The sequence below is a fragment of the Kluyvera sp. EC_51 genome (assembly GCF_019584505.1).
Lineage (GTDB): Bacteria > Pseudomonadota > Gammaproteobacteria > Enterobacterales > Enterobacteriaceae > Kluyvera > Kluyvera sichuanensis.
In genome coordinates, this window is sequence record NZ_VDAG01000010.1 from 24,508 (window position 1) to 49,365 (window position 24,858).

Consider the following 24,858-nt stretch of genomic DNA (forward strand, 5'->3'; position numbering starts at 1 on the left):
TATGCGTCAGAAAATCATTGATGCCATCATGGCGCATGCCGCCGAAGAATATCCGCGCGAGTGTTGTGGCGTGGTGGTACAGAAAAGCAGGGTTCAGCGTTACATTCCCTGCCGTAATCTGGCAACGGACCCGACTGAACATTTCCACCTGTCACCGGAGGACTATGCCGCTGCCGAAGATTTGGGGACGGTTGTCGCCATCGTACACAGTCACCCGGACGCCACAACGCAGCCGAGCGAACTGGATAAGGCGCAGTGTGACGCAACGCTGCTGCCCTGGCATATCGCCAGCTGGCCGGAAGGGGATATTCGCACCATTCAGCCGCGCGGCGAGTTACCGTTGCTGGAGCGCCCGTTCGTGCTCGGGCATTTCGATTGCTGGGGGCTGGTGATGAGCTATTTCCGGCAAACGCATGACATTGAGCTGACGGATTACCGTGTGGATTATCCCTGGTGGGAGGACCAGTATCCGGAGAACTTTTACCGTGATTGCTGGTATGAGTGTGGTTTCCGGGAGTTTAATGGACCGCCGCGCGCCGGCGACATGGTTATCATGCAGGTGCAGGCCAATAAATGGAACCATGCAGGGATCCTGCTTGAAGGCAATATGCTACTGCACCACCTTTACGGCCACCTTAGTCAACGTGTACCCTACGGAGGGTATTGGCAGGAGCGCACAATGAAAATCCTACGTTATAAGAATCTTATAAGCTTATGATTCGGTGATATTTTTTTTGTGAGTCTTGTCTGCTTATTACTTTTAAAATTAATGATAAACATAGGGAATATAAATGTTTAAAGGTATCGCAGTATCTCTGTTAGCAGTTTTTACTTTGAGTGGTTGCGCCAATCAAGAGGCTATTAAAAAACACACTGCATCTGGTAAACCTGAAGCAGAATATCCAGGTAAAACTAAAGAACAGGTAAAGGATGCATTAGTTTCTTATTGCAACCAAAAAGGATTGTCAGTATTTGAATCTACAGACTCACTAGTTGTCTGTGGCAAGCAGGCTGATAGCGTATTAGCGCAAATGCTCGTGGGTAATGCATATTCAACCCCATCAATGGCAAAGATTCGATTCACTATAGCTTCGGTAAACAATACTCCTAAAGTATGGAGTGATATGTGGATTGAAAGCCAAATGCCGGGTGGGCAGTTAAATCAGATGCCATCCAAAAACAATACTGATATCAATTCAGTTCAAAATATGCTTGATAATCTTAAACCGTAATAAAAATATTAATAAAAAGCCCACCGAATGGTGGGTTTTTTATTTGTGGAGGGGTGAGGATATGGCCTTGATTATACTTGGCGGTGTTCTTGGTAAGACGTTTGGAAAGGAACATGTTCGGTTAATTGATAGGATCGGAGAGATAGGCGTAGCGTTATCAAAAACAATACCCGGATTCGAAAAGTATATGATATCGAGTAAACGTCGAGGTCTTACATACGCTATTTTTAAGGGTAAGAAGAATATCGGAGTTGACGACCTTGGTTTTCCTGTTTCTGATGAAGTTATTCGCATTATTCCTGTCATTATAGGCAGCAAACGTTCTGGATTGTTACAGACTATCTTGGGTGCAGTCATTGTCATTGCATCAGCCGTTGGTAGCTATTTTGCTCCTGGCAACCCAATTTCTGCATTTGGATTTAAGGTTGGTGCAGCAATGATGCTGGGCGGTATTGTGCAGATGCTTTCCCCACAACCAGCCGGACTTGCCAGTAAGCAGGATGCTGATAACCAGGCTTCCTACGCCTTTGGTGGCGTGACGAACACCGCTGCCCAGGGTAACCCTGTTCCTCTTGGCTACGGACGACGCCGGATCGGTGGCGCGATTGTATCGGCGGGCATCTACGTCGAAGACAAGCAGTAGCAAACATCATTTCTAACAACCACCTTCGGGTGGTTTTTTTATGGGTGAAATATGGCGCCGAAAAAAATCACAGGGCGGAAAGGTGGCGGTTCTAAAAGCCGGACGCCGACGGAGCAACCGGATGATCTCCAGTCTGTCGCAAAGGCAAAATTGCTGGTGGCGTTGGGTGAAGGTGAATTTGCTGGTGGTTTGACCGGAAAAGATATCTACCTTGACGGAACACCGTTGGAGAACGCCGACGGCTCGAAAAACTTTGGCGGGGTAGTCTGGGATTTTCGTCCAGGCACTCAGGCGCAGCAGTATATTCAAGGGATTCCGGGCTCTGAAAACGAAATCAGCATGGGGGTTGAGATATCCAGCTCCACCGCCTGGACCCGTACTTTCACAAATACGCTGCTCTCTGCTGTACGCCTGCGCATTAAATGGCCCTCGATTTACAAACAGCAGGACAACGGCGACCTGGTGGGATACACCATCAATTATGCCATTGACCTGCAAACTGACGGCGGCACCTGGAAAACGGTTCTGAGTACCCGTGTCTCGGGTAAAACCACCACGGGCTATGAGCGTAGCCACCGCATCGATTTACCGCAGTCTGGCAGTACGTGGACTCTACGTTTGCGTAAAACCACAGGCGATGCGAACAGCGCCAAAGTGGGCGACACAATGACGCTTCAGAGCTACACGGAAGTGATCGACGCCAAGCTGCGTTATCCGAACACCGCGCTGCTCTACATCGAATTTGATTCGAGCCAGTTTAATGGCTCCATTCCGCAGATTTCCTGTGAGCCGAAAATGCGGGTGATCCGCGTGCCGGATAACTACGACCCTGAAACAAGAAGTTATCTCGGCACCTGGACCGGGGCGTTTAAATGGGCCTGGACAGATAACCCTGCGTGGGTATTCTACGATCTGGTTCTGAGCGATCGCTTTGGGCTCGGCAACCGCCTGACGGCTGCCAATATAGACAAATGGTCACTCTATGAAGTCGCGCAGTATTGCGATCAGATGGTGCCGGATGGGAAGGGCGGCGACGGTACAGAACCGCGTTATACCTGCAATGTCTACGTGCAGGACCGGAACGACGCTTACACCGTGATGCGTGATTTTGCGGCTATTTTCCGGGGCATGACTTACTGGGGCGGTGATCAGATTGTGGCGCTGGCCGATATGCCGCGGGATATCGATTTTTCCTACACGCGCGCAAATGTGATCGACGGCCTGTTTACCTACGCCAGCAGCACCACCAAAACCCGTTACACCACCGCGCTGGTTTCCTGGTCCGATCCTGACAACGCCTACGCCGACGCCATGGAGCCGGTATTCGAGCAGCAGCTTGTTGCGCGCTACGGTTTTAATCAGCTGGAAATGACGGCGATTGGCTGCACCAGGCAGTCAGAAGCGAACCGCAAAGGGCGCTGGGGCATCCTCACCAACAACAAAGACAGGGTAGTAACCTTCTCCGTCGGGCTGGACGGTAATATTCCTCAGCCTGGCTACATTATCGCGGTGGCTGATGAGCTGCTTTCCGGCAAGGTCACCGGCGGCCGTATTCGTTCGGTTAATGGCCGGGTTATCGAACTGGACCGGGTTGCTGATGCCGCTGCTGGCGACCGTCTTATTCTCAACCTTCCATCTGGTGCGGCGCAGAGCCGAACGATTCAGGCGATAAACGGCAACAAGATTACCGTTACAACGGCATTCAGTGAAACGCCGGAGGCGGAATGCGTGTGGGTTGTCGAATCGGACGAACTCTATGCCCAGCAATACCGGGTTGTCAGTGTCGCCGATAATAACGACGGCACATTTACGATCTCCGGCGCGGCCCATGACCCGGATAAGTATGCCCGGATCGATACTGGCGCCATTATTGACCAGCGGCCTGTCAGCGTCATTCCACCTAGCAACCAGTCAGCGCCTGATGATATTGCCATCGGGAGTTATTCCGTTGTGCAGCAGGGCATCAGTGTCGAAACGCTGCGCGCGACCTGGTCGGTTGTGGATAACGCTATTGCGTATGAGGCGCAGTGGCGCCGCAACGACGGTAACTGGGTTAACGTGCCGCGAAGTTCGACAACCAGCTTTGAGGTTGAATCTATCTATGCCGGGCGCTATCTGGTCCGCGTTCGTGCTATTAACGCGGCGGAGATTTCGTCCGGCTGGGGATACTCGGAAGAGGTCACGCTAACGGGGAAAGTTGGCAATCCACCGCAGCCGGTAGGTTTTGCGGCCACGCCAATAAACTGGGGTATTCGTCTGAACTGGGGATTCCCGGCCAACACGTCGGACACTCTGAAAACGGAAATCCAGTACACCCCGAACGGGGACCAGTCGGATCCGCTGCTGTTGAGTGACGTGCCGTACCCATCATCCGAATATATCCAGCTTGGGCTTAAAGCTGGCCAGGAGTTCTGGTTCCGCGCGCAGCTGGTCGATAAAAGCGGGAATGAGTCCGGGTGGACAGGCTGGATCCGGGGCATGGCTAACAATAACGCCGATGATTACCTGGGCGATATTACCGGGGATTTCCTGACCTCAAAAGACGGTGATGCGCTGACCAGCCAGATTGATCAGAATCTGGAAGGGCAGTTGCAGAATGCCCTGGCGAATAACGCGACAGTCGAACGGCAATGGGCGCAGTACGGTGAAGTCCGCGCCGAAATTCTCGTGGTTAAAACGACAATTGCTGACGTTGATAAAGCGATGGCAGAGCTATCGACCACCGTGCAGGCCGAGTTCGGCAATATGACGGCAACGCTGGAAGATAAGCTGACTGCCGTGGTCGATGTGGATGGTGCATCGGCAATCCACACGATGAAGGTTGGCGTGCGAATTGATGATGTGTATTACGGCGCAGGTATGTCAGTTGCTGTAGTGGCAGAGGCTGGGCAGCCTGTCATTACACGTATTGCGTTTAATGCCAATCAGCTCGTTTTAATGAGTGGTGAGGGGGATGAACAGTATTCCCCATTTGCTTTCATTAATGGGCAGATGTTTGTCAGTGAAGCATTTATCCAGTATGGCGAAATTACACTAGCAAAAATCGGTGAGCTGCGTTCTTCAAATTATGTTGAGGGTAAAACGGGCACCATCATGAAAGCCGATGGAACATTTGAATTAAATGGCGGCACAGAGGGTGAGGGGCGTAACTTAATAGATAATGAGGGACAGAAAGTATATGACGAAAATAATGTTCTGCGGGTTGTTGTTGGCAAGTATTAGTGGTTGTTCAGCTATTTCCGATGCGTTTAATAGCGGCGTTAAAACTGTCGATTGTACGGCTGTTTATTCATCTCATTTAGGTGCTGGCGCTGAATTGCGTACAGCAACCGTTGCTATCAAACAGATCCGTATTGATAAAAATGGAACTTACTGGATCCGGCCAGTTAATAATCTGCATGTACGATTCTTTCCTGGCTGGAAATCAACCGAAAATTTAACGGACTACCAATGCAAAGGGGATGATTATGGCCTTCGGAGTGCAGCTATTCGACGCTAACGGGAATGAAATGGTTGGGCGATTTATTCCGACCTTCGTTGCAGCATTTATCAGCTCTCCTGCGTCAGGCTCACGAGTTTTTCCTTCCATTGAAGGGAAGACGTTAATAGCGGAAGCGCAGCGACTGACCGCGCCATCAAATCCCAACGTACCAGGTGCATCTGCAACGGTGAGCGGCAATATGGTTACCTGGTCAGGAGCATCTGCCGATCAACCTATAATCATCTTGTATAAATAAAATGAGCGGATACGGATTAAAGATCTATCGTGAAGATGGGAGTTTGTTTATCAGTCCTGATGTGACCCCGATGAATTACGTAGGAAAATATAGATATACTGGTAATGGCACCATCCAGTTGGATATTCCAGGCACGGCAACCATCATGCCATTCCTGCGGAATGACAATGTGAATGGCGCTACTCATTTAACGTGGGCAGTATCTGGTGGAAAGTGGCACATAAGTGTAAACACTGTTGGTGCTGGGTGGATTTATGTTTTCGCAACTATTGTTACCGTAGAGCATGGCTTTGGACTGGCTGTGTATGACTCAAACGGGAAAATGACGTGGAATACCGATTGCCTGCCGCTGGACATCATGAGCGTCCCAAACCCCTGGGATGGTACGCCGATTAATTCGTCTACGGTGGTATATGATGTCAACGTCGGAGTCCCGGCCGCTGTGATGCCAGGGATTTGCTCAAATTACCTGATAATTCTTGAACCCCAGACACCGCTTTATATTTATGGATCAATGATTGCACGGGCTTATGGGACAACCGTAGGCGCCAGCACATGGACAGGTCAGCAGATAAATGCGCGCCCGCCATCGCCAAGATTCAGAGCAAATTATATCTATATCGACACACGGCTTTATCCATAAGTCTTGTTCCACTTCAAATTATAAACCTCGCTCCGGCGGGGTTTTTATTGTCAAAACTCAGGAGTCGTTATGTCAGCAGGCACTATAACCCTGGCGAATAATTCTAATGCTGTTACCGGGGTCGGTACCACGTTCACGACCGAGCTGGCAGCCGGTGATTTCATCGTTACGACGGTAGGCGGTATCACTTACACGCTGCCGGTGAAATCGATTGGCAGTGGCACGCAGATCGTTTTAGTCAGCAAATATTCCGGGCCGACGCAGGCGGGCGCGGCGTGGCAGGCTGTTCCCCGTGCAGCGCAAAACCAGATAACGGCGGAGCTTGTCGCTCAAACAACTGCAGCGCTGCGTGGCCTCAACTATGACAAGCAGAACTGGCAGGCCGTTTTCAGCGCCAGCGGCAACATCACGGTCGTGCTGCCAGATGGCTCAACCTTTACCGGCCCTTCCTGGCAGAGCATCAAGGATACGCTGGCGCTTATCGATATTGATGCAGTAACAGCACTGGCGAATCAGGTTCGTACGGATGCGCAGCAGGTAGCGACCGATAAGGGGACTGCGCAATCTGCAGCCCAGGCGGCGAGCACAGACGCTTCCACAGCGTCGAGTGCGAAGACAGCAGCGGTAGCAGCTAAAACAGCGGCGGAAACTGCGAAGACTGATAGTGAGACCGCAAAGACTGCCGCTGTATCGGCAAAAACAGATGCGGAGGCAGCTAAAACCGCCGCTGAGGCGGCTGCGTCATCAGTCCACCCTGAAAACCTGCTTCATAAAGACCAGAATCTTGATGATTTACCTGATAAGTCTGCCGCGCGCAGTCACCTTGACGTGTATTCAAAAGCGGAGACTGATGGGAAGGGTGGCGGCTATATCGGCCAGTCGTGGTGGCACGACAAGCGGTCAAAAATGCCGGATGGTTGCGTTGCCGCTGACGGCCAGCAGGTTGACCAGGTGGGGCCATTCGCGGACCTGTACGCCGACGTTGCAGCAGGTAACCGACCGACAACTGATGAAGCCACATGGCAGGCCGACCCAACAAAGCGCAACTGCTATGTCCTGAATTCCTCGACTGGCAAGATGCGCCTGCCTGACCGAAATGGCGTACAGCCGGGAAGTATCAAAGCACCGGTAATGCGCGGTGATGGCGGCTCGCTGGCTCCTGGCAGCATGCAGAAAAGTGCATTGCCGAACGTTAAGTCGGAAATTTATGGTTTTAGCATCTTGGGAACCATTATCCCTGATCTGGGCGGAAACACCGGTGGGAATAACACAAGTACGACGAATGCCTTAAACGTAAAGAGAAATACGCAGCCAGGCGGTCAGAACAACTCTCCGTCCAATGCTGCAGGATCAGATGCAGGCTCAAACCTAGAATTAAACCTTAGACGTGGCAGTGACGTCTATGCGGATGGCGTCAACGAAGCCCGCATGAATGCCCTCGTTGGCTGCTTCGTCATCCGGTATGCAGGTCGCGCACAGAATGCTGGCTCGCTCGATGCGATGACGCTTTCCGCTCGTATGGAGTCGATAAATACCGACATGCTGGCGAAGAACGTCGCGACGAATGCGCGCATTGATTATGCGCTGATATCTGGGCTTACGCTTGCAAATGATGGGCGGCAAGTTATTGCAAACCCATTTGGGAACAATACACCTGTCGATGTGCAGGCAGAGTTACTATTCAATGATGGTAACTGGTACGACACTGGTTGGGTTCTGCACTACACAAGTGGTTCATTCGGCACAAGGGCAAGTTATGCGCAAGGGGTTGGCATTGTACTCCGCGGTGGCCGAGGTGGTGTGTATCCTTCCGCTAGTGATGGAGGTAGTGGATTTCCTGCCAGTGCTGTTCCTGCAACACCTATTCAATGCCGGATACACATAAGGAAAATTACTGCATGAAAACTATCTATGTAAGTGAACTGAATAATAGCAGTTGGGCAACGACGCCTGCGGCGTTCGGCGGTATGACTTACCCTGTAATAGTGGACGATGACTTCATCGGCGGCGGGATTACTTATGATCGTGAAACAGCTAAGTGGTCTGAGCTTGTGATTTTACCCCGAACCCAAGATGATGAAATAGCCGATGCTGAGCGTAAGCGTGCAGAGCTGAAGCAGGACGCCGAGCAGATTATGTCTGAGTGGAAGCTTGATTTGGCGTTGGGGTTAATCAGTGAAGAGGACAAACAAAAGCTGATTGCCTGGCGGCTGTATGTGAAGGAGCTGGATGCTCTCGAACTGGACGCGGCACCGGAAATTGAGTGGCCGCCGCGTCCGGAAAATTAACGCCACAGCGCTTTGCTCTGCCGAACCGCCATCATAATGGCTTTCCCCATGCTTTCGCACTGAGGGAAACCAGGTGATATCCACCGCGAGTTGATAAACGCCAATATGCTGAATCGGTCATAGTCGAAAAGTAATTTTTGAGGCAATGGTGGAACGTATATCTGAAAGCGACCCACCATTTGACATAGGGGTGAAATGTAACTAATCGATGTAATATATGTTATAAGTCATTGCGGATTTAGAACAAAAAAGTAGCAGCCTGGAAAATGAGCCAATTCACCATCAAAGAAATAGCGCTAATATCCCATAAGCTAAAAGATATCAGTGATACATGGTCAGATTTATGGATTTTTCTTTGCCTGGTGCCACTTAGTGTTGGCCAGGTTATCAATCTTAAGCATAGGAACTTTGACGGAAAATATCTGAATCTCGAAAAGGGGGCGAGATTTAAGAGTGTTCAGGTAGAGGCTCCCCCTCTGATTTGCGAGCTCATACAGAGACGCAGAGAAAAATATCCCGATGATATTTATATTTTTCAGAGCCACTCTAACAGGGTCAAGTATCAGGGTAAGCCTGTAACCGTTATTGCGTTTAACCGGGCGTTGAAAGTAGCAGCAAAAGGCGTTACGGAAAAGATAGTGAGCAGCAAAAGCGCCCGATGTTAGTTTGCTGCGGTCCGTGGTATGCAAGCACAGACCGCAGCAGTAGGCCAGGTGTTCATGCCATGGCGCTGGCGCAAGTATAGGTGAAATCACTCATTCATCCACAAGCCATAATTCAGCCTCTTCAAACATTTCCTGCACAGCGGCGCTGATCCGCTCCTTCTCATGCTTACTGGCATCAGTATTGATCGCCGGTAGCGTCATCATCGGCTTAACTCTTACATCAGCGTCAGGGAAAATACGGTGCACCCTCTTGCTCAATTCACCCAGAATGATGTCCTTCGCACCAGGCAAACCATCAAAATTCCTTTTGTCATAAACGAGTTCCACAAACATGATTAACTCCCTCTTTACTGGTTATGTATACAGTATTTATACTGTGTTTTTATCCAGTATTCAAGAGAGGGCGTAAACATGGGCTTTCCTTCACCAGCTACCGACTATATAGAGCAGCGGGTTACGCCAGCCAGTGTCTGCATGACTCCCGACAGTCGCATCCTCGAGACGTCGGCGGGTTATGCGATCATCGTCCCGGTCACGCGCCCACAGCAGGGTGATGCGCTGTTGATTCTGTCCGGAGGTCGGACGCAGTTTGCGAAGCTTAGGGGGAAAGCGTTAATCACGGATGACGGCGAAGCGATCGAAGGTGATGCAGCTGAAGAGGCTGAGGTTATGAGGCGGGTGACGCACTTTATCAACAGCACTGATGCTGCGATATCTCTTGAGGCGGCATTGGCGCAGTTTTGAGACATATGTACGATAGAAAAATTCCGAAGATTGGCAATAGATCTCTTTATATTTGCATTCAAATTTTGTTTATTATGTATTTACATAACGTAAATTTATAAAATTTAATAAAAACAACTCAGATTGCTTATTTTTAAAGATGCATTTAATATATATGTTATAAATTGCAAAGCTCATTAAGGGATTCCCCAGTGAATATTGATAAAATGAAGATCCAGCATGCCGAGATTATCCATAAAATTAGCCGCCTCAGGGAGCTTAGCCGGGCGGGTGTGACGGCTCATGCGCAAGAAATCGCTCAAACCATTATCAGTATGAGTTCTGTGATTAAAGTACACCTTTCTGCCGAAGATCAGTTTTTATATCCTTATCTGGAAAAGGTGAACGATCAAAAGCTAAAAACAATGAGCGTAAATTTTCAGCGCGAGATGGCTGATATTGTTGCCGAGTATGAAAAGTTTTCCCGTCGCTGGAATACGGCAAATAAGCTTATCAATTGTGACGAGGCATTTCGCCGCGACGCGAATGTAGTGTTGCGCAAGTTGCATGAACGAATGCAGCGCGAGGATCATAATTTTTATCCGCTGGTAGAGCAGCTTTAAAAAAGGGCGGCAATGGTTCATCCAATACGGGAATTTGGTTTCCCGTATCCAGAAAGGTATGAAAAGGACTTGGTAAAAGCTGGCACTACTCCGAAACTAACCACATATCGGATTCTTCAAACATTTCCTCTAGCATGCGGTTCAGCTTCTCCCGATCGCTTTTGCTGGCATCGCTGTTTAAGCCGTTCGCCTGCATCGGCTTAACCTTCACTTCTGCATCCGGAAAGATCCGGTGCACTCGCTTTGTTAACTCATTCAGAATTATTTCTCTGGCACCTGTTAATCCTTCAACATTCCGTTTGTCGTACACCAACTCAACGAACATACCGCCTCCAAAGCAACAATGATTTTGCACGCAATTTATACTGTTTATTTATACAGCGTCAACGGTTGGGCACGTAGCTTTTTAAGGAAGGTTTTTGGGGCATGTATGGGGCATAAATGCCAGTTTTGGGGCATGGTTGGGACATTTTAACTCATATGAAATTAACCGAATTTCATATGGAGGCGTCTTATAATGCACTGATTAACCTAAAGAAAACACATGCTCTTGGGCGTTCTTTAGTGATTTTAAAAATTACCGCGTCACGCAGTTAAAGTGGCGGGCATACTCTTCAAGGCTGGTAATACCAAGGCGCACCCATTTCGGGTGCGACCATTGGGGAAGCCCAAGATAAATCATAGCGCTGCGAGGATCTCGTCGGTGCTGCGCACGCGTGCAATGCGCGGGAAGATATAGGAAAGGCTGCTCTGATGCTGATCGTTGTTGAACGCGCTGCAGGCATCTTCGGCGATAACCAGGTTAAAGCCCAGTTCCCACGCGTTCCGCGCGGTCGATTCCACGCCGATGTTGGTGGAAATACCGCACAGGATAATGGTGTCGATACCGCGACGACGCAACTGCACTTCGAGGTCGGTGCCGTAAAATGCGCCCCACTGACGCTTGGTCACTTCAATATCGCTGTCCTGTTTGCCGAGCTCAGCCGGGTAGGTCCACCAGTTTTCCGGCAGCGCTTTGGCCGGTGCAGGTGCATCAACCGGCTGCTTCAGTGCGTCGGCAAAATCTGCTGACCAACCTACGCGAACCAACACGACGGGTGCGGATGCTGCACGGCACTTGTCGGCGAGGCGGGCGGCACGGGCGACCACGTCGGTGGCGGTATGCGGGCCGCCGGCAAACGGCAGAATGCCTTCCTGCAGGTCAATCACCACAAGGGCGGTTTTTTTGGCGTCTAAATTCAGCATGGTGGTTCCTCTGTAAACGGGCTGTCGGGGGCATACCTTACATTCGACGCCTGGTGAATGAACGGATAATTATTGTTAATTTTTGTGAGTGTAAGCAATAAGCGTTCAGCAAACAGTCGTATAAGCTGCTCCGGGCTTATCGCGAGCGAGAATTTCCAGTATAATAGCCCCCTTTTTTCATCCAGTAGTGACATTCAGCTAAAGCTGCGACAGTAACGCCTGCATGACAGGCGACAATCCGCCGACGGCTAAGTTAAGGGATATCTCATGCGTACAGAATATTGCGGACAGCTTCGACAGTCCCACGTTGGGCAGCAGGTGACTCTGTGTGGTTGGGTCAACCGCCGTCGTGATCTCGGTAGCCTCATTTTTATCGACATGCGCGACCGTGAAGGCATCGTACAGGTGTTCTTCGATCCGGACCGTGCGGATGCCTTGAAGTTAGCCTCTGAACTGCGTAATGAGTTCTGCATTCAGGTAACCGGCACCGTTCGTGCGCGTGACGAAAAGAACATCAACGCGGATATGGCAACCGGCGCTATCGAAGTTCTGGCCTCCGATCTGACCATCATCAACCGTTCAGAATCACTGCCGCTGGACTCCAACCACGTCAACACCGAAGAAGCGCGTCTGAAGTACCGCTACCTCGACCTGCGTCGTCCGGAAATGGCTCAGCGCCTGAAAACTCGCGCTAAAATCACCAGCTTCGTGCGTCGCTTTATGGACGATCACGGTTTCCTCGATATCGAAACCCCGATGCTGACCAAAGCGACTCCGGAAGGCGCGCGCGACTACCTGGTACCGTCTCGCGTACATAAAGGTAAGTTCTATGCGCTGCCACAGTCTCCTCAGCTGTTCAAACAGCTGCTGATGATGTCCGGCTTCGACCGCTACTATCAGATTGTTAAATGCTTCCGCGACGAAGACCTGCGCGCTGATCGTCAGCCAGAATTCACCCAGATCGACGTCGAAACCTCCTTCATGACCGCACCGCAGGTGCGTGAAGTGATGGAAGCGCTGGTGCGTCAGCTGTGGCTGGAAATCAAAGGTGTGGATCTGGGCGACTTCCCGATCATGACCTTCGCCGAAGCAGAGCGCCGTTACGGTTCCGACAAACCGGACCTGCGTAACCCAATGGAGCTGGTTGACGTTGCTGACCTGCTGAAATCCGTTGAGTTCGCGGTATTCTCCGGCCCGGCTAACGATCCGAAAGGCCGCGTGGCTGCGCTGCGCGTACCGGGCGGTGCTGCACTGACCCGTAAGCTGATTGATGAATACGGCAACTTTGTGAAGATTTATGGCGCGAAAGGCCTGGCTTACATCAAAGTGACCGAACGAGCAAAAGGCGTGGAAGGCATCACCAGCCCGGTAGCCAAGTTCCTGACCCCAGAAATCATTGAAGCGATCCTTGAGCGCACCGGCGCGCAGGACGGCGACATGATCTTCTTCGGCGCCGACAACAAGAAAGTGGTTGCCGACGCGATGGGCGCACTGCGTCTGAAGCTGGGTAAAGACCTGAGCCTGACCGACGAAAACATGTGGGCGCCGCTGTGGGTTATCGACTTCCCAATGTTTGAAGAAGATGGTGAAGGCGGCCTGACCGCAATGCACCACCCGTTCACTTCGCCGAAAGACATGACCGCCGAAGAGCTGAAAGCCGCTCCGGAAGATGCAGTGGCGAACGCCTACGACATGGTTATCAACGGCTACGAAGTGGGTGGCGGTTCTGTGCGTATTCACCGTGGTGACATGCAGCAGACCGTATTCGGTATTCTCGGCATCAATGAACAAGAGCAGCGCGAGAAGTTTGGCTTCCTGCTGGACGCGCTGAAATACGGTACGCCGCCACACGCGGGCCTGGCATTCGGTCTTGACCGTCTGACCATGCTGCTGACCGGCACCGATAACATCCGTGACGTTATCGCCTTCCCGAAAACCACCGCAGCAGCGTGTCTGATGACTGAAGCACCAAGCTTCGCGAATCCGGCTTCTCTGGGCGAACTGGGTATTCAGGTTGTGGCGAAAGAGCCAAAAGAGTCTGCGGAGAACAAGTAACATGCCATTCAAGCGGCCCGTCTCTATTCTGGTGGTGATTTATGCCCAGGACAGTAAACGGGTGCTGATGCTGCAGCGACGCGATGACCCTGATTTCTGGCAGTCGGTAACCGGCAGCGTGGAAGAAGGGGAAACCGCGTCGCAGGCCGCCATGCGTGAAGTAAAGGAAGAGGTCACTATTGATGTTGTGTCTGAGCAACTGACCTTGAAAGACTGTCAACGCACGGTGGAGTTTGAAATTTTTCAACATTTACGCCATCGCTATGCGCCGGGCGTTGTGCGCAATACAGAATCCTGGTTCTGTCTTGCGCTGCCCCACGAGCGGGACGTTGTGTTCACCGAGCACCTGACCTACCAGTGGCTCGATGCACCCGCCGCGGCGGCGCTCACTAAGTCGTGGAGTAACCGGCAGGCGATTGAAGAATTTGTCATTAACGCTGCCTGAAAGGGCATAGTTTTTTGGAGATATTTTTATGGCAGGTCATAGTAAATGGGCCAACACCAGACATCGTAAAGCGGCGCAGGATGCTAAGCGCGGCAAAATCTTCACCAAGATCATTCGTGAACTGGTGACGGCGGCCAAACTGGGCGGCGGCGATCCGGATGCGAACCCGCGTCTGCGTGCTGCGGTAGATAAAGCCCTGGCCAACAACATGACGCGTGACACCCTGAACCGTGCTATCGCGCGTGGCGTGGGCGGTGATGAAGATTCCAACATGGAAACCATCATCTATGAAGGCTACGGTCCTGGCGGCACCGCGGTGATGATTGAATGCCTGTCTGACAACCGTAACCGTACCGTTGCTGAAGTGCGTCACGCATTCAGCAAAACCGGGGGTAACTTGGGTACCGACGGTTCCGTTTCCTATCTGTTCAGCAAAAAGGGGATTATTTCCTTTGAGCAGGGCGACGAAGACACCATTATGGAAGCGGCGCTGGAAGCCGGTGCGGAAGACGTTGTGACCTTCGACGACGGCGCGATTGACGTGTACACCGCGTGGGAAGAGATGGGTAAAGTGCGTGATGCGCTGGAAGCGGCTGGCCTGAAAGCTGACGCAGCAGAAGTGTCTATGATCCCGTCCACCAAAGCGGACATGGATGCAGAAACCGCACCGAAACTGATGCGTCTCATCGACATGCTGGAAGACTGTGACGATGTTCAGGAAGTCTACCACAACGGCGAAATCTCTGACGAGGTGGCAGCGACCTTAGAATGAGGTGGCTGTGCCGTAACCTAACAGGAGGTGCGTGATGTCTATTATTCTCGGCATTGACCCGGGGTCGCGCATCACCGGTTATGGTGTCATTCGCCAGGTTGGCCGACAACTGACCTACCTTGGCAGCGGATGCATCCGCACCAAGGTTGACGATCTTCCGTCGCGCCTGAAGCTGATTTATGCCGGCGTGACGGAGATTATCACCCAGTTCCAGCCGGACTATTTCGCGATTGAGCAGGTCTTTATGGCGAAGAACGCCGACTCGGCGCTTAAGCTCGGACAGGCGCGCGGAGTGGCCATCGTTGCTGCCACCAATCAGGAACTTCCGGTCTTTGAGTACGCCGCCCGTCAGGTCAAACAGACCGTTGTGGGCATTGGTAGTGCGGAAAAAAGCCAGGTTCAGCATATGGTGCGCACGCTGTTAAAGCTTCCCGCTAACCCGCAGGCCGATGCGGCGGATGCGCTAGCCATCGCCATTACCCACTGCCACGTCAGCCAGAACGCCATGCAAATGAGCGACTCGCGGCTAAACTTAGCGCGTGGGCGATTACGCTAATCTCACGCGCCTTGATCGCTTCGGGTTAAGGTGTGTCGCTTCCTTGTTCAGTAATAAGTGCTAAATGGGGACTCACCCACAGACTCGCTGGCGTTACCGTTTTTCTTTCCCATGGAATCGCGCCTAAAAACCAAAGCTCCCAGAAGGTCAGTTTCGCACCTGGGTTCGCGCACAGCAGTTGCTGAAATGTTTCAATATCACCTACGGAAATATTTAGCGCCTTATTATAAATATCAAAAACAAATTTAGAGCAGAATTGGCGCGTTGAATCATATTTAAATCCGGTATGATAAAATTTATTTAATCGCTGAGGCACCTGCTCAACGATAGCCAATTTTTGTTCAACGCTTAAACCGCCGCGGAGTCGGCGAACCGCATAGCGGTTTCCCGCAGAACGCTGAATAAAGCGTGACAACGTGGTGACGGTAGAAAGCGGCACCCGGCTTTCTGCCACCAGATAGTCCTCGCCGGTGTGGCCGATGATGATACCGACATGATTACTCCAGCATTGAGAGGCCGTGGATATCTGGCCAAACAGGTGCGTTCCGATACAAGTGAAAACAATGTCACCGGTTTCGTATTTTTCAGGGTAATTAATTATCAAGTGATAAATCCTTTTTAATATGAATCATCCATGTGGTGTAGTGAATAAATTAATATCACACTCGCTGATTCTCGTCATTCTTATGTATATGGGGAAATGCCGATTAAAATTAAATAAATGGGCATTTTTATTATTGCGTAAACCACTATCATGACGTAGGCCCGCTAACATCCTCTCCGAGGAACGGTGCGGAAACGCGTCGTATAAGCAAGAACATACTGGGATCGGCAACGGGAATTGATCCGTTTCATCTGGATATTTATCCAGCTTTTTTTTATGATAACGCATTACTCTTTTAGCCCTTAACGCAGGAGCGTCACGTGATAGGCAGACTCAGAGGCATCATTCTCGAAAAACAACCCCCGCTGGTCCTTCTGGAGACGGGCGGCGTAGGCTATGAAGTGCATATGCCGATGACCTGTTTTTACGAGCTGCCGGAAGCCGGGCAGGAAGCGATTGTCTTCACCCACTTCGTGGTACGTGAAGACGCACAGCTGCTTTACGGCTTCAATAACAAGCAGGAACGTACGCTGTTTAAAGAGCTGATTAAGACCAACGGCGTTGGGCCGAAGCTGGCGTTGGCGATCCTCTCGGGTATGTCGGCGCAGCAGTTTGTCAACGCGGTCGAGCGCGAAGAGCTTGGCGCGCTGGTTAAGCTACCGGGCATCGGCAAGAAAACGGCGGAACGTCTGATTGTCGAAATGAAGGACCGCTTTAAAGGCCTGCATGGCGATCTCTTCACGCCAGCCGCCGATCTGGTGCTCACGTCTCCAACTGGCCTAAGCGCCGACGACGCCGAGCAGGAAGCAGTTGCTGCGCTGGTGGCGCTGGGCTATAAACCTCAGGAAGCCAGCCGAATGGTGAGCAAAGTTGCCCGTTCGGATGCCAGCAGTGAAACATTGATCCGCGAAGCGCTCCGCGCGGCGCTGTGAGGTAGAGGATGATTGAAGCAGACCGCCTGATTTCGTCAGGCAGTAGCATGGCGGAAGAGGTGGCAGATCGCGCCATCCGCCCTAAGTTACTGGCCGAGTATATCGGTCAGCCGCATGTTCGCTCGCAGATGGAGATCTTTATCCAGGCGGCGAAGCTGCGCGGCGACGCGCTTGACCACCTGCTAATCTTCGGCCCACCGGGGCTCGGGAAAACCACGCTGGCGAATATTGTTGCCAACGAAATGGGCGTAAATCTGCGTACCACATCGGGCCCGGTGCTGGAAAAAGCGGGCGATCTCGCGGCGATGCTGACCAACCTCGAACCCCATGACGTGCTGTTTATCGATGAAATTCATCGTCTTTCACCGGTGGTGGAAGAGGTGCTTTATCCGGCAATGGAAGATTACCAGCTCGATATTATGATTGGCGAAGGCCCGGCCGCGCGTTCGATCAAAATTGACCTGCCGCCGTTTACCTTGATTGGCGCCACTACGCGCGCAGGCTCACTGACCTCGCCATTGCGTGACCGTTTCGGCATCGTGCAGCGCCTCGAGTTTTATCAGGTGCCTGATTTGCAGCATATCGTGGGGCGCAGTGCGCGCTTTATGGGGCTGGAGATGAGCGATGATGGGGCGCTGGAAGTGGCTCGTCGCGCGCGCGGCACGCCGCGTATTGCTAACCGACTGCTGCGTCGGGTACGTGACTTTGCGGAAGTGAAACACGACGGTACCATCTCTGCGGATATCGCCGCGCAGGCGCTGGATATGCTTAACGTCGATGCGGAAGGCTTTGACTATATGGACCGCAAGTTACTGCTAGCGGTCATTGATAAATTCTTCGGTGGGCCGGTTGGGTTGGATAACCTGGCGGCGGCAATCGGGGAAGAGCGGGAAACCATTGAAGACGTGCTGGAGCCGTACCTGATTCAGCAGGGGTTCTTGCAGCGTACGCCACGTGGCCGTATGGCGACGAGCCGTGCGTGGAACCACTTTGGGATTACGCCACCGGAAATGCCTTAACCTTTGAGCCTTCCCGGCGTCGCTTTGCTCGGCCGGGCTACGGTACATTGTAGCCCGGCCGAGCAAAGCGACGCTGGAGGAATCAGACCGCCGCTTTCTTCGACATACTCAGAATAAACAGCAGCGCCGCACACAGCACCACGGATGGCCCCGCCGGGGTGTCATAGAACGCCGAGAAGGTTAACCCGCCGGTGACGGCAATCATTCCAACGCCAACCGCGACGCCCGCCATCTGCTCCGGAGTACGGGCAAAACGACGCGCTGTGGCTGCTGGGATAATCAGCAGTGACGTGATAATCAGCGCACCAACAAACTTCATTGCCACACCAATGGTTAGCGCGGTAACCAGCATCAGCAGCAGCTTCACCCGCTGCAGTTTCACTCCATCGACAAACGCCAGATCCGGGCTAATCGTCATCGACAGTAAATTACGCCACTGCCAGAACAGAATCGCCAGCACCACCACCACGCCCAGCGCGATAGAGATAAGATCCTGTGGCGTAACGGCCAGCAGGTCACCGAACAGATAGGCCATCAGATCGACGCGAATATTCGACATCAGGCTGACCACCACCAGACCCAGCGACAGCGCGCTGTGTGCCATGATGCCAAGCAGGGTATCAACGGCGAGGTGAGGGCGTTTCTCCAGCCACACCAGACCGCCCGCCAGCACCAGCGTCACGGCAATAACCGCATAGAACGGGTTCACGTTCAGTAACAGGCCAAAGGCAACCCCAAGCAATGAGGCGTGAGCCAGCGTGTCGCCAAAGTAGGACATCCGTCGCCAGACCACAAACGAGCCCAGCGGGCCGGCAGCGCACGCCAGCATCATTCCGGCAAGCCAGCCGGGAAGTAAAATTTCAATCATGACTGCCCATTTCCCCGACGTAAAACAATACGGCCCTGTAAATCATGGCGATGATTATGCTGATGGCGGTAAATCCCCAGCTGTTCAGCGCCGCGCGGGCCGAACATCGAGATAAACTCAGGGTGCATCGACACCACGTCCGGCGTGCCCGAGCAGCAAATATGATGATTCAGACACAGCACGTCGTCAGTTTTTGCCATTACCAGATGCAGGTCGTGCGACACCATCAGCACCGCGCAGTCGAGCTCCTGGCGCAGTTGGTTAATCAGATCGTAAAGGGCAACCTGACCGTTAACGTCCACGCCCTGAGTGGGTTCATCCAGCACCAGCAACTGCGGCTTATTCAGCAGCGCACGTGCCAGCAGCACGCGCTGGGTTTCGCCACCCGAAAGCTTCTGCATGGGGGCATCCTGTAGATGTCCTGCCTGCACGCGTTTGAGCGCTGGGAGAATATCTTCTTTTCGCGTTGCCGGATGCAGGCGTAAAAAACGCTTGACGGTCAGCGGCAAGGTGGCGTCGAGGTGTAACTTTTGCGGCACATAGCCGATGCGCAAATGTTTATCGCGAATGACAACGCCATCGCTAGGTGCTACGAGGCCGAGCACCACGCGTACCAGCGTTGATTTGCCCGCGCCGTTCGGACCAAGCAGCGTCAGAATGCGGCCTGGCTTGAGATTCAATGAGATGTCAGAAAGCACCCGGCGTTGGCCGAAAGTGACGGAGACATTTTCCAGTGATACAAGATTCGTCATAGCAATTAGGGGTTGCACAAGATAGTGAATGTTATAATATCACACATTACTTATCCATTTCGATTAATAGACGCATTATGTTACAGAAAAATACGCTTCTTTTCGCAGCTTTATCCGCTGCACTTTGGGGAACGACAGCACAGCATGCTGATGCGGCCGTTGTGGCATCACTCAAGCCGTTAGGCTTTATTGCTTCAGCCATTGCAGACGGTGTAACAGAGACGCAGGTTTTACTGCCTGACGGTGCGTCTGAACATGATTACTCACTGCGCCCATCTGATGCAAAACGCTTACAGAACGCGGACTTAGTCGTATGGACTGGTCCTGAGATGGAAGCATTTATGGACAAGTCATCGCAAAGCATTCCTGACAACAAAAAAGTCACTATCGCCCAGCTTGACGGGGTGAAACCGTTACTCATGAAAGGTGCCGATGACGACGACCATGATGGTGCTGATGGAGACGATCATGACCACGCTCACGGTGAAAAAGGTGACGCGCATCACCATCATGGCGAGTACAACATGCACCTGTGGCTCTCCCCAGAGATAGCGCGGCTGTCGGCGGTTGCAATCCATGACAAATTAGTGGAACTTATGCCCCAGAGTCGAGCCCGGCTCGATGCCAACCTGAAGGATTTTGAGGCCAATCTGGCCGCAACCGATAAGCAGGTGGCGAGCGAGCTGGCGCCGGTGAAAGGAAAGGGGTATTTCGTTTTTCATGATGCCTATGGCTACTATGAAAAACACTACGGTTTGACGCCGCTTGGGCACTTCACCGTCAACCCCGAAATTCAACCCGGTGCGCAGCGTTTACATCAAATAAGAACACAGTTGGTTGAGCAAAAAGCGACCTGCGTTTTTGCTGAGCCACAATTCAGGCCCGCTGTCGTTGAATCTGTTGCGCGGGGAACCAGCGTTCGCATGGGAACGCTCGATCCTCTTGGCACGAACATTAAGCTGAGTAAAGAGAGCTATCCAGCGTTTCTTACTCAACTGGCGACCCAGTATGCGAGCTGCCTGAAAGGAGATAAGTAAGGAAGTGAATACGTGCAGCAGATAGCCCGCTCTGTCGCTCTGGCATTTAACAATTTGCCGCGGCCCCACCGCGTTATGCTGGGGTCACTCACCGTTCTCACGTTGGCCGTCGCTGTCTGGCGGCCTTACGTTTACCATCCAACCTCTTCATCCCCCGTCGTCCGTACGATTGAGCTGGAGAAAAAAGAGATTCGTTCGCTTCTGCCAGAGGCCAGCGAACCGATTGACCAATCCGCACAGGAAGACGAAGCCATCCCTCAGGATGAGCTGGACGATAAAGCCGACAACGAAACGGGCGTGCATGAATATGTGGTATCCACGGGCGATACCCTGAGCAGCATCCTCAATCAGTACGGCATCGATATGGGTAACATCAGCCAGCTTGCCTCGGTTGATAAAGACCTGAAAAACATGAAAGTGGGGCAGCAGCTCTCCTGGACGCTGAATGACGACGGTGATTTACAGCGTTTAACCTGGGAGATGTCGCGCCGCGAAACCCGTACCTACGATCGCGTTGCTAACGGTTTCAAAATGAGCAGCGAGCTGCAGAAGGGCGATTGGGTTAATAGCCTTGTCAAAGGCACCGTCGGCGGAAGCTTCGTGACCAGCGCCGTCAACGCCGGTTTAACCAGCGCGGAAGTGAGCGCGGTGATTAAATCGATGCAGTGGCAGATGGACTTCCGTAAGCTGAAAAAAGGCGACGAATTCTCGGTGCTGATGTCGCGCGAAATGCTCAACGGCAAGCGCGAACAGAGCCAACTGCTGGGCGTGCGTTTGCGCTCTGATGGCAAAGACTACTACGCGATCCGCGCGGAAGACGGTAAGTTCTACGACCGCAACGGTACCGGGCTGGCGAAGGGCTTCCTGCGCTTCCCAACCGCGCGTCAGTTCCGCGTGTCGTCGAACTTTAACCCGCGTCGTCTGAACCCGGTAACCGGTCGCGTCGCGCCGCACCGTGGTGTGGATTTCGCGATGCCGCAGGGTACACCAGTGCTGGCCGTCGGTGACGGTGAAGTGGTGGTGGCGAAGCGCAGCGGCGCGGCGGGTTATTATGTCGCCGTACGTCATGGTCGCACCTACACCACCCGCTATATGCACCTGCGTAAGCTGCTGGTGAAACCAGGTCAGAAGGTGAAACGCGGTGACCGTATCGCGCTCTCCGGTAATACCGGTCGTTCTACTGGCCCGCACCTGCACTATGAAGTGTGGATCAACCAGCAGGCGGTGAACCCGCTGACGGCGAAGCTGCCGCGCACCGAAGGGCTGACCGGCTCGGATCGTACTGATTACCTGGCGCAGGTGAAAGAGGTTCTGCCGCAGCTGCGTTTCGATTAATTTCGCCTAAGAAGTATCCGTTCAGAGCCGGTGCCTATACAGCACCGGCTTTTTCTTTTGTGCGAAGCATCCGGCCTCGCTACACTATCTGATTATCCACACTGACCCGATGAATCAACCCTGGAATAGGCATGGAAACGAAAAAAAATAACAGTGAATACATTCCCGAGTTTGAGAAATCTTTCCGCCACCCCCAGTACTGGGGTGCCTGGTTAGGCGTGCTGGCGTTTGCGGGAGTCGCTTACGTACCGGCAAAAATCCGCGACCCTATTCTGGGTAAGCTCGGTCGCCTGGCGGGGAAATTTGGCCGCAGTGCGCGCCGTCGCGCGCAGATCAATCTGCTGTACTGCTTCCCGGAAAAAAGCGAAGCCGAGCGTGAAGCCATCATCGATGATATGTTTGCCACCGCGCCGCAGGCGATGGTTATGATGGCTGAACTGGCGCTGAAAGGGCCGGAAAAAATTCTGCCGCGTCTTGACTGGCAGGGGCAGGAGATTATCGATGAGATGCGTGCCAACGGCGAAAACGTCATCTTCCTGGTGCCGCACGGTTGGGGCGTTGATATCCCGGCGATGGTGATGGCGTCACAGGGCCAGAAGATGGCGGCGATGTTCCATAACCAGGGCAATAAGGTCTTTGACTACGTCTGGAACACCGTTCGTCGTCGTTTTGGCGGTCGTCTGCACGCCCGTAACGACGGCATTAAGCCGTTTATTCAGTCTGTCCGTCAGGGTTACTGGGGCTACTATCTGCCGGATCAGGATCATGGCCCGGAGCACAGCGAATTCGTGGACTTCTTCGCTACCTATAAAGCAACGCTGCCAGCGATTGGCCGCCTGATGAAAGTGTGTCGTGCACGCGTGGTACCGCTGTTCCCGGTCTACGATGGCAAAACGCACCGCCTGACGATTCTGGTTCGCCCGCCGATGGACGATCTGCTGGAAGCGGACGACAACACCATCGCGCGTCGCATGAACGAAGAGGTGGAGATTTTCGTTGGGCCGCATACCGAACAGTACACGTGGATCCTCAAGCTGCTGAAAACGCGTAAGCCGGGCGAAACCGAGCCGTATCAGCGCAAAGAGCTCTACCCAAAGAAAAAGAAATAGTCTCGTAGCCCGGCGTCGTTTCGCTCGGCCGGGCTACACAGGCAAAAAAAAACCGGACATTGTCCGGTTTTTTTATATCGAGAATAACTTACTCGACGGTCAGGATACGCGTGGTGTTGGTTGAGCCCACGGTGCTCATCACGTCGCCCTGAGTCACGATAACCAGGTCGCCGGACATCAGATAGCCTTTGTCGCGCAGCAGGTTCACCGCATCGTGTGCGGCGGCGACGCCGTCGCATTCGCTATCGAAGAATACCGGGGTGACGCCACGGTACAGCGCCGTCAGGTTCAGCGTACGCTCGTGACGAGACATGGCGAAGATAGGCAGCCCGGATGTGATACGAGAGGTCATCAGCGCGGTACGGCCAGACTCGGTCATGGTGATGATGGCGGTCACGCCTTTCAGGTGGTTTGCTGCATACATTGCCGACATGGCAATCGCTTCTTCCACGTTGTCGAACTGCACGTCCAGACGGTGTTTAGAGACGTTGATGCTTGGGATCTTCTCAGCGCCCAGGCAAACGCGCGCCATGGCCGCCACGGTTTCAGAAGGGTACTGGCCCGCCGCAGTTTCCGCAGACAGCATTACCGCATCGGTACCGTCCAGCACGGCGTTCGCCACGTCCATGACTTCCGCACGGGTAGGCATTGGGTTGGTGATCATCGACTCCATCATCTGGGTCGCGGTAATCACGGAACGGTTCAGCTGACGCGCGCGACGAATCAGCGCTTTCTGGATACCGACCAGCTCAGGGTCACCGATTTCAACGCCCAGGTCGCCACGGGCAACCATCACCACGTCGGAGGCCAGAATAATGTCGTCCATCGCGTCCTGGCTGCACACCGCTTCCGCACGTTCTACTTTGGCGACGATTTTCGCATCGCAGCCCGCTTCACGCGCCAGGCGACGAGCGTAGTTCAGGTCTTCACCGCAGCGCGGGAAGGAGACGGCCAGGTAATCAACGCCAATTTTAGCCGCGGTATGAATATCCGCTTTGTCTTTATCGGTCAGGGCTTCAGCCGAGAGGCCACCACCTAACTTGTTGATGCCTTTATTGTTGGACAGCGGGCCACCGACGGTCACTTCGGTGAACACCTTCATGCCCTGGATTTCCAGTACTTTCAGCTGTACGCGGCCATCATCCAGCAGCAGGATGTCGCCCGGCACGACGTCGGCAGGCAGACCTTTATAGTCGATGCCCACTTTCTCTTTGTCGCCTTCGCCTTTACCGAGGTTGGCATCGAGCAGGAATTTGTCGCCGATATTGAGGAAAACTTTACCTTCTTTGAAGGTAGAAACGCGAATTTTTGGTCCTTGCAGATCGCCAAGAATAGCTACATGGCGGCCCAGTTTTGCTGCGATTTCGCGTACTTTGTCAGCGCGTAGCTGATGATCTTCTGGTGTTCCGTGAGAGAAGTTCATGCGTACGACGTTAGCACCGGCGGAAATCACCTTCTCAAGGTTGTTATCGCGGTCGGTTGCTGGGCCTAACGTGGTGACGATCTTGGTTCTGCGAAGCCTTCTGGACATGTAATACTCCGTTGACTAATACAACTCAGGTGTTGCGTGAACAG

The 24,858-nt window shown here is 52.8% G+C and carries 27 protein-coding genes and 1 pseudogene; 20 read left to right on the top strand and 8 right to left on the bottom strand.

Annotated features, from left to right (window positions below; genetic code table 11):
- The first annotated feature begins 1 nt into the window (after window position 1).
- The 9 genes from FHC49_RS03655 (at window position 2) to FHC49_RS03695 (ending at window position 9,208) form a co-directional block, all read left to right on the top strand.
- A complete protein-coding gene (locus FHC49_RS03655; protein WP_220438778.1) occupies window positions 2-718 on the top strand; it encodes a C40 family peptidase in 717 nt (238 codons plus the stop codon).
- A 73-nt stretch (window positions 719-791) separates the two neighbouring features.
- Window positions 792-1,232 carry a hypothetical protein gene (locus FHC49_RS03660; RefSeq protein WP_181575544.1) on the top strand — a complete coding sequence of 147 codons (441 nt, stop codon included), beginning with the start codon at window positions 792-794 and terminating at the stop codon, window positions 1,230-1,232.
- Between the two features lie 61 nt (window positions 1,233-1,293).
- On the top strand, window positions 1,294-1,875 hold the full coding sequence (locus FHC49_RS03665; RefSeq protein ID WP_112205496.1) for a tail assembly protein: 582 nt from the start codon (window positions 1,294-1,296) through the stop codon (window positions 1,873-1,875).
- Between the two features lie 51 nt (window positions 1,876-1,926).
- Window positions 1,927-5,097, top strand: a complete 3,171-nt coding sequence (locus FHC49_RS03670; RefSeq protein ID WP_220438779.1) for a host specificity protein J — start codon at window positions 1,927-1,929, stop codon at window positions 5,095-5,097.
- The gene (locus FHC49_RS03675) at window positions 5,054-5,374 is read left to right on the top strand and encodes a hypothetical protein (protein WP_220438780.1); all 321 of its coding nucleotides are present in this window, start codon (window positions 5,054-5,056) and stop codon (window positions 5,372-5,374) included. Before FHC49_RS03670 ends, FHC49_RS03675 begins: the two co-directional genes overlap by 44 nt.
- 308 nt (window positions 5,375-5,682) lie before the next feature.
- A complete protein-coding gene (locus FHC49_RS03680) occupies window positions 5,683-6,255 on the top strand; it encodes a hypothetical protein (RefSeq protein WP_255581087.1) in 573 nt (190 codons plus the stop codon).
- 69 nt (window positions 6,256-6,324) lie between these two features.
- The gene (locus tag FHC49_RS24580) at window positions 6,325-8,157 is read left to right on the top strand and encodes a hypothetical protein (RefSeq protein WP_370631748.1); all 1,833 of its coding nucleotides are present in this window, start codon (window positions 6,325-6,327) and stop codon (window positions 8,155-8,157) included.
- Window positions 8,154-8,543, top strand: a complete 390-nt coding sequence (locus FHC49_RS03690; RefSeq protein WP_220438782.1) for a tail fiber assembly protein — start codon at window positions 8,154-8,156, stop codon at window positions 8,541-8,543. The genes FHC49_RS24580 and FHC49_RS03690 overlap by 4 nt, the downstream gene beginning before the upstream one ends.
- Before the next feature lie 266 nt (window positions 8,544-8,809).
- Window positions 8,810-9,208: a hypothetical protein gene (locus FHC49_RS03695; RefSeq protein WP_220438783.1), complete on the top strand. Its 399-nt coding sequence runs from the start codon at window positions 8,810-8,812 to the stop codon at window positions 9,206-9,208.
- Between the two features lie 90 nt (window positions 9,209-9,298).
- Here the strand turns inward: FHC49_RS03695 and FHC49_RS03700 are convergent, their stop codons facing one another.
- Complete coding sequence (locus FHC49_RS03700) at window positions 9,299-9,541, bottom strand: DinI-like family protein (RefSeq protein WP_185669399.1); 243 nt, start codon at window positions 9,539-9,541, stop codon at window positions 9,299-9,301.
- Window positions 9,542-9,619: 78 nt separating this feature from the next.
- Here FHC49_RS03700 and FHC49_RS03705 point away from each other — a divergent pair, with 78 nt between their 5' ends.
- Both FHC49_RS03705 and FHC49_RS03710 read left to right on the top strand, forming a co-directional pair.
- Window positions 9,620-9,952, top strand: coding sequence for a hypothetical protein (locus FHC49_RS03705; protein ID WP_003841689.1), 333 nt, complete (start codon window positions 9,620-9,622; stop codon window positions 9,950-9,952).
- Window positions 9,953-10,143: 191 nt separating this feature from the next.
- Complete coding sequence (locus FHC49_RS03710) at window positions 10,144-10,554, top strand: hemerythrin domain-containing protein (protein WP_220438787.1); 411 nt, start codon at window positions 10,144-10,146, stop codon at window positions 10,552-10,554.
- An 85-nt stretch (window positions 10,555-10,639) separates the two neighbouring features.
- Here the strand turns inward: FHC49_RS03710 and FHC49_RS03715 are convergent, their stop codons facing one another.
- The 3 genes and pseudogenes from FHC49_RS03715 to FHC49_RS03720 all read right to left on the bottom strand — a co-directional run bounded on the left by FHC49_RS03715 (window position 10,640) and on the right by FHC49_RS03720 (window position 11,799).
- Window positions 10,640-10,879 (bottom strand): DinI family protein, encoded by a 240-nt coding sequence (locus FHC49_RS03715; protein WP_000497460.1) that lies wholly within the window; start codon window positions 10,877-10,879, stop codon window positions 10,640-10,642.
- Between the two features lie 261 nt (window positions 10,880-11,140).
- Window positions 11,141-11,236 (bottom strand): annotated as a pseudogene (locus FHC49_RS24305) (hypothetical protein); the annotation flags it as partial.
- Complete coding sequence (locus tag FHC49_RS03720; RefSeq protein WP_220438788.1) at window positions 11,233-11,799, bottom strand: hydrolase; 567 nt, start codon at window positions 11,797-11,799, stop codon at window positions 11,233-11,235. The gene FHC49_RS03720 and the pseudogene FHC49_RS24305, both read right to left, overlap by 4 nt.
- A gap of 267 nt (window positions 11,800-12,066) precedes the next feature.
- On the opposite strand from FHC49_RS03720, the gene aspS reads away from it, so the two are divergent.
- Genes aspS through ruvC form a run of 4 tightly spaced genes read left to right on the top strand, consistent with a single transcriptional unit; the run spans window position 12,067 to window position 15,627 of the window.
- Window positions 12,067-13,854, top strand: a complete 1,788-nt coding sequence (aspS, locus tag FHC49_RS03725; RefSeq protein WP_220438790.1) for an aspartate--tRNA ligase — start codon at window positions 12,067-12,069, stop codon at window positions 13,852-13,854.
- A gap of 1 nt (window position 13,855) precedes the next feature.
- Window positions 13,856-14,299, top strand: coding sequence for a dihydroneopterin triphosphate diphosphatase (nudB, locus tag FHC49_RS03730; RefSeq protein WP_185667573.1), 444 nt, complete (start codon window positions 13,856-13,858; stop codon window positions 14,297-14,299).
- 28 nt (window positions 14,300-14,327) lie between these two features.
- The gene (locus tag FHC49_RS03735; protein WP_185667574.1) at window positions 14,328-15,071 is read left to right on the top strand and encodes a YebC/PmpR family DNA-binding transcriptional regulator; all 744 of its coding nucleotides are present in this window, start codon (window positions 14,328-14,330) and stop codon (window positions 15,069-15,071) included.
- A 34-nt stretch (window positions 15,072-15,105) separates the two neighbouring features.
- A complete protein-coding gene (ruvC, locus tag FHC49_RS03740) occupies window positions 15,106-15,627 on the top strand; it encodes a crossover junction endodeoxyribonuclease RuvC (protein WP_185667575.1) in 522 nt (173 codons plus the stop codon).
- Window positions 15,628-15,652: 25 nt separating this feature from the next.
- On the opposite strand, the gene FHC49_RS03745 is transcribed toward ruvC, so the two are convergent.
- Window positions 15,653-16,231, bottom strand: coding sequence for a YebB family permuted papain-like enzyme (locus tag FHC49_RS03745; protein WP_220438792.1), 579 nt, complete (start codon window positions 16,229-16,231; stop codon window positions 15,653-15,655).
- Between the two features lie 320 nt (window positions 16,232-16,551).
- On the opposite strand from FHC49_RS03745, the gene ruvA reads away from it, so the two are divergent.
- Complete coding sequence (gene ruvA, locus FHC49_RS03750) at window positions 16,552-17,163, top strand: Holliday junction branch migration protein RuvA (protein ID WP_220438793.1); 612 nt, start codon at window positions 16,552-16,554, stop codon at window positions 17,161-17,163.
- An 8-nt stretch (window positions 17,164-17,171) separates the two neighbouring features.
- Complete coding sequence (gene ruvB, locus FHC49_RS03755; protein ID WP_185667577.1) at window positions 17,172-18,182, top strand: Holliday junction branch migration DNA helicase RuvB; 1,011 nt, start codon at window positions 17,172-17,174, stop codon at window positions 18,180-18,182.
- A gap of 82 nt (window positions 18,183-18,264) precedes the next feature.
- On the opposite strand, the gene znuB is transcribed toward ruvB, so the two are convergent.
- The gene (gene znuB / locus FHC49_RS03760; protein ID WP_185667578.1) at window positions 18,265-19,050 is read right to left on the bottom strand and encodes a zinc ABC transporter permease subunit ZnuB; all 786 of its coding nucleotides are present in this window, start codon (window positions 19,048-19,050) and stop codon (window positions 18,265-18,267) included.
- On the bottom strand, window positions 19,047-19,802 hold the full coding sequence (gene znuC, locus FHC49_RS03765; RefSeq protein ID WP_185667579.1) for a zinc ABC transporter ATP-binding protein ZnuC: 756 nt from the start codon (window positions 19,800-19,802) through the stop codon (window positions 19,047-19,049). The genes znuB and znuC overlap by 4 nt, the downstream gene beginning before the upstream one ends.
- A gap of 77 nt (window positions 19,803-19,879) precedes the next feature.
- Here znuC and znuA point away from each other — a divergent pair, with 77 nt between their 5' ends.
- The 3 genes from znuA (at window position 19,880) to lpxM (ending at window position 23,283) form a co-directional block, all read left to right on the top strand.
- Window positions 19,880-20,839, top strand: coding sequence for a zinc ABC transporter substrate-binding protein ZnuA (znuA, locus tag FHC49_RS03770; protein WP_220438795.1), 960 nt, complete (start codon window positions 19,880-19,882; stop codon window positions 20,837-20,839).
- A 12-nt stretch (window positions 20,840-20,851) separates the two neighbouring features.
- On the top strand, window positions 20,852-22,174 hold the full coding sequence (gene mepM, locus FHC49_RS03775; RefSeq protein WP_035891697.1) for a murein DD-endopeptidase MepM: 1,323 nt from the start codon (window positions 20,852-20,854) through the stop codon (window positions 22,172-22,174).
- A 131-nt stretch (window positions 22,175-22,305) separates the two neighbouring features.
- A complete protein-coding gene (lpxM, locus tag FHC49_RS03780) occupies window positions 22,306-23,283 on the top strand; it encodes a lauroyl-Kdo(2)-lipid IV(A) myristoyltransferase (RefSeq protein ID WP_220438797.1) in 978 nt (325 codons plus the stop codon).
- Between the two features lie 88 nt (window positions 23,284-23,371).
- On the opposite strand, the gene pyk is transcribed toward lpxM, so the two are convergent.
- Window positions 23,372-24,814 (bottom strand): pyruvate kinase, encoded by a 1,443-nt coding sequence (gene pyk / locus FHC49_RS03785; RefSeq protein WP_035891694.1) that lies wholly within the window; start codon window positions 24,812-24,814, stop codon window positions 23,372-23,374.
- Between the last annotated feature and the right edge of the window lie 44 nt (window positions 24,815-24,858).